Origin of the sequence: Mongoliibacter sp., assembly GCF_007692705.1 — a bacterium.
Taxonomy (GTDB): domain Bacteria; phylum Bacteroidota; class Bacteroidia; order Cytophagales; family Cyclobacteriaceae; genus Mongoliibacter.
In genome coordinates this window covers 1-3902 of sequence record NZ_REBN01000033.1, presented here as the reverse complement: position 1 = coordinate 3902, position 3902 = coordinate 1, and the positions used below count along the sequence as shown (strand labels likewise).

The following is a 3902-nucleotide window of genomic DNA, read 5'->3' as shown; positions in this document are numbered from 1 at the left end:
TGATTTTCTCTGTGGTTCATTTTAAATTATTAATTTTTCATTCATAATTTCTTACTCATTGATATTATACGTCCCTTTCGTCCTTCCTCCCTCATCCTTCCTCCTTTCTAGCCTCTCGCATCTCTCAAGATCAATCCCCCATACTGATATTGATAAAGCTGGCAATCCCAACCCTCACGCCTGACCTTTGGTAATTGCTGTTTTCAAATCCTGCTCCCATTTCAAGTCGGAAAATCCGGAACAGGTTATCCAATGAATAGCCCACCTCCCAATAATGAGGTGACTCAGCTGTTTTGAGGTAATTGAAGAATATATTTTCCCTCACTCCCGAAAACCTTAGCATGGGTAGCTGGGTGAGTAAAAATTTCCTGAACTGGTAATGGACAATGGCACTGACGTATTGGCTTTGCGTGGAATACTGATAGTAGTCCAAAAAGCGGAAATTATCCGCTACGCCCATATTGGCAAATATGGTCCTGTTGCCTCCAAAGTGCTTGAAATCCATAAAATACACCTGGGAATTGTTGAAAAAAGCACCTGCAGTCAGGTTGAAGTTCAATTTACCACTTACCCCAAAATTGAAGAAGTGTTCCAGATTGGCTTCCACCATATCAAAATTGGCAGCATTCGGGGAATTGAGTAAACCACCAAAAGCCTTAGCGTATTTCAAGTTGACCAATGGGGCTGATTCATAGATAGGTCTTTTTCTTCCATTCCTGATGTAATATTTCATCCCTGGCCTCCATTCCAGTGAACCTTCAAATGTGAGTGCTTGACTGTTTTCGAAATTGACATCTGTAGCTTCTACATTTTCAGGCCTGTTTGGAGTGTAAACACGTTCAGGCCTGTTGTAAAAACTGTAATCCGTATTATTGAACAGTTCCCGCCTGTTGGCATAGCTGAAAGTAGACCTGTAAGTCACCTTGTCATTGACCCGGTGGTACAAGTAGGCTTTGGCGAAATCCTGTTCATAGAGTTTCATGTAATTCTGCCTGAGCAATAGGGAGTATAGTGCATTGACTTGTTCCTGAATAGGATTGTCTCCATTAAATTGGTAAATATAGGAACCAGCAGTTGCTCCAAAGGTCAATCCCATTTCCTCTTTGGTAATGGCCCTTCGGATATCCAATGTTCCATAGGACTGTTTGCTGGCAAATCCATAGCGGAACTCGGGGCTGAATGTCAAAGACCTGGTATGCCTGCTTACCGAGTCAGCCATTTTTTCAGAACTTGAAATTCTGTAGTAAGCACCAAGTCCTACTTTGAAACCTTCCACCGTATTGAAAGAAAACTTAGTCAGGTTATTGCGGAAGCCTAGTCTCCTGCCCCCTCCGAAATTGTAACTACCTCCTGTGACCACATCAAGGGGTTGGAATTTTCTTCTTGCTTTTCTGGCTACAGAATCCACTTTTGACTCTTTGGCAGCTTCCACCACTGCAAGGCTATCGTCTCTTTGATATCCCCTAATCTCCTCTTCGGTAAGCTTCACAGGACGTATACTGTCCCAATAACTCAAGCTTCTTTTACTTGCAAGAGAATCTACCTTGTAAGTCCTTTCGGATATCACTTCTACATCTTCCCTTTCCTTTAGGGCTTCTTTTTCATACTCATTGACCAGTTTCCGGAAATCCTTTCTAGTGAGTTTATCAGATTGGGCCATCTGCTCCATGGTAGAGAGACTTTTATCCAATTTGATGTCTTGTGGGACCTCTTCTACCTTTTCATCGATGATTTTGGTTTCGCTAATGAGGTCAGGGTTGAGTGTGATGTCATATTCTCGGGTAGAAGCCAGGTATTTGAACTCCCCTGCAAACCCAAAGAACTTACCTCCAAAAGTATAGGTATGGGTGGAGGGCATCCACACGTTTTCTGCTACTGGCTGAAAAAGCTGTTGTACTCCTATTTGGAATCCCAATAGAGAGGTTTTAAGGTCCAAACTGTGAATTGCCCAAATGTTTTCGATGATGTAAATATGTCCTTCAAAAACCCGTTCGCCGCGAGACCTTGGGGTAACCCTTATTTTGTTGATCATAACATCATTTTCTACGAAGGAACCTTCATACTTGAATTTGTAATAGGCAAAAGCCGAAGGTGCCAGCGGAGATACAGCCTCATTGATTTTGGGATTATAAAAACTGGTGGCAATGTAAGGCGCGGGGGAAGTTTGGTTATTGTCTCCGCTTGTGCGGATACTGATGACTGTTTCTTCTACTTTGTTGGGTTGCTGGAAGTGGATTTTTGAAACGGATTCGGAGGTGTAAGCTTCGTTTAACTTGAACCCGTCTTTTTCTATTTCTTTTTTAAGGAAAAATGGAGCATTGGTCAGTTTTCCGGTACCTTTCAAATAGACCATCATACTGTATTCCTGTACCTGAAGCCTATGGAATTTGGCTTTGGAGATAGCTTTTCGCATGATGGTCAAAGCGGGATCTTCCTGACCTGTCTTGACTTCAACCTCTTGAAGGGCATAGGTTTGCTCCTCTAACTGGAAATCCAGTGTAGCCCAAGTATCTTTTACTTCAACCGTCTTGACCTGAGTAGCATAGCCGAGGAATTGAGCGACTACATCATAAAGGCCAGCTTTGAGTTTGATTTCATATTCACCATTTTGATTGGCAGGTACACCGTCACCTGTGTTTCTGATATAAATGGAAGCAAATGGCAAAGCTTCACCTGATGAGTTACTTACCTTTCCTTTAATACCCTGAGCAAAAAGTTGTTGGCTTGATGCGAAAAATATGATCATAAGCAATGATCGAAAGTAAGCTTTGAAAACCGAATTTTTCATTTGAGTTAAATATGCCTGAAAAATAACACAATGCTTTCAAACGTAATTAAAAACTAATAGTTTTTGAGAAGATTTAACTTTTTACTTTTGGTTAGGTAATGCCGAACTGGCTTCCTGCCCATATAGGAAGGGAAAGACAGGAAACATTCTGCCAATTACCAGTTACATTTAAGCTGAATTGAGCTTTAAAAACTTTGTGTAAGTCAATCGACTAACTACCTGTTGATTTTATGGGTGGGTTTTAATGCTCTTGTAAGAAAATCACTAAATAAGTAAAGGGCTGATTTACACCTTTTTATTTCACTATTACTTCACTTGATTAATAAAAATTCTACAGATTTTCTTAGGGTAGAATATTATTTTGAACCTAATCATTAGTTTTTCGTCTGATTTATTAAAGTCTTAACTAAATCCAAGCGCTGATGAAAACTTACCATTCAAGAATTAGCTTTCTCATTAGTTTTTTTCTAGTCCTCTCCGTTTTGGTTTCCTGTACCAATTTCCAAAGGGCTATCAACACCAAGAAACTGAATGTGCCCGAAAAACCTGTGGATAATTTCCTTGTGTTGTTCGTGGAATATGGAGATGAAATTACGGTCTTGGACGAAGAACATTACAATAAAGCCTTGAAAGGTAAATTCAATAACCTTGAACATCAGCGTTTCAGGGATAATATGTCAGATGTTTCTTGGAATATTTTTTCACCCACTTTGGCTTTTGATTACCGAAGAATTTTCGATACCCACAAGGAATATAGTTTTGCCGATTTTCAGAAAGGGCTGGATCAGCCCAATTTGGAATATGTGTTGCTGATTAATATGAAAAACAATGATGCTCTTGGGGAAGTGCTTCGTAGAAATTTTCAGGTTTTTTTGTTTGATAAAAACCAGGAAGATCCACTTTGGACGGGCTTTGGGTATTACAATCCTGGGAATCTTAATCAAAAGGGGACCGCAAGAAGGCTGCTGAACAGGATCAAAAAGGACCTGATCGCCGATGGTTTGATCATGAGTTAGGGCTGGCCATAAAAGCCATTCGTGAAGACACGAACGGCGGAGGTAGAAATTCCTTGAAAAGAGAGATTGTCCCGCAGATTCCGCTGATAGCCGCAGAT

The 3902-nt window shown here is 40.6% G+C and carries 2 protein-coding genes; one reads left to right on the top strand and one right to left on the bottom strand.

Annotated elements, in window-relative coordinates; genetic code table 11:
• Positions 1-130 precede the first annotated feature (130 nt).
• On the bottom strand, positions 131-2746 hold the full coding sequence (locus EA341_RS00490) for a DUF5686 and carboxypeptidase regulatory-like domain-containing protein (protein ID WP_293010720.1): 2616 nt from the start codon (positions 2744-2746) through the stop codon (positions 131-133).
• Positions 2747-3210: 464 nt separating this feature from the next.
• Here EA341_RS00490 and EA341_RS00485 point away from each other — a divergent pair, with 464 nt between their 5' ends.
• Complete coding sequence (locus tag EA341_RS00485) at positions 3211-3804, top strand: hypothetical protein (protein WP_293010719.1); 594 nt, start codon at positions 3211-3213, stop codon at positions 3802-3804.
• Positions 3805-3902: the final 98 nt, after the last annotated feature.

Excerpts from the sequence above, each read along its gene's own strand:
- EA341_RS00490 (WP_293010720.1), bottom strand. The coding sequence starts at position 2,746 with ATGATCATATTTTTCGCATCAAGCCAACAACTTTTTGCTCAGGGTATT.
- EA341_RS00485 (WP_293010719.1), top strand. The coding sequence starts at position 3,211 with ATGAAAACTTACCATTCAAGAATTAGCTTTCTCATTAGTTTTTTTCTA.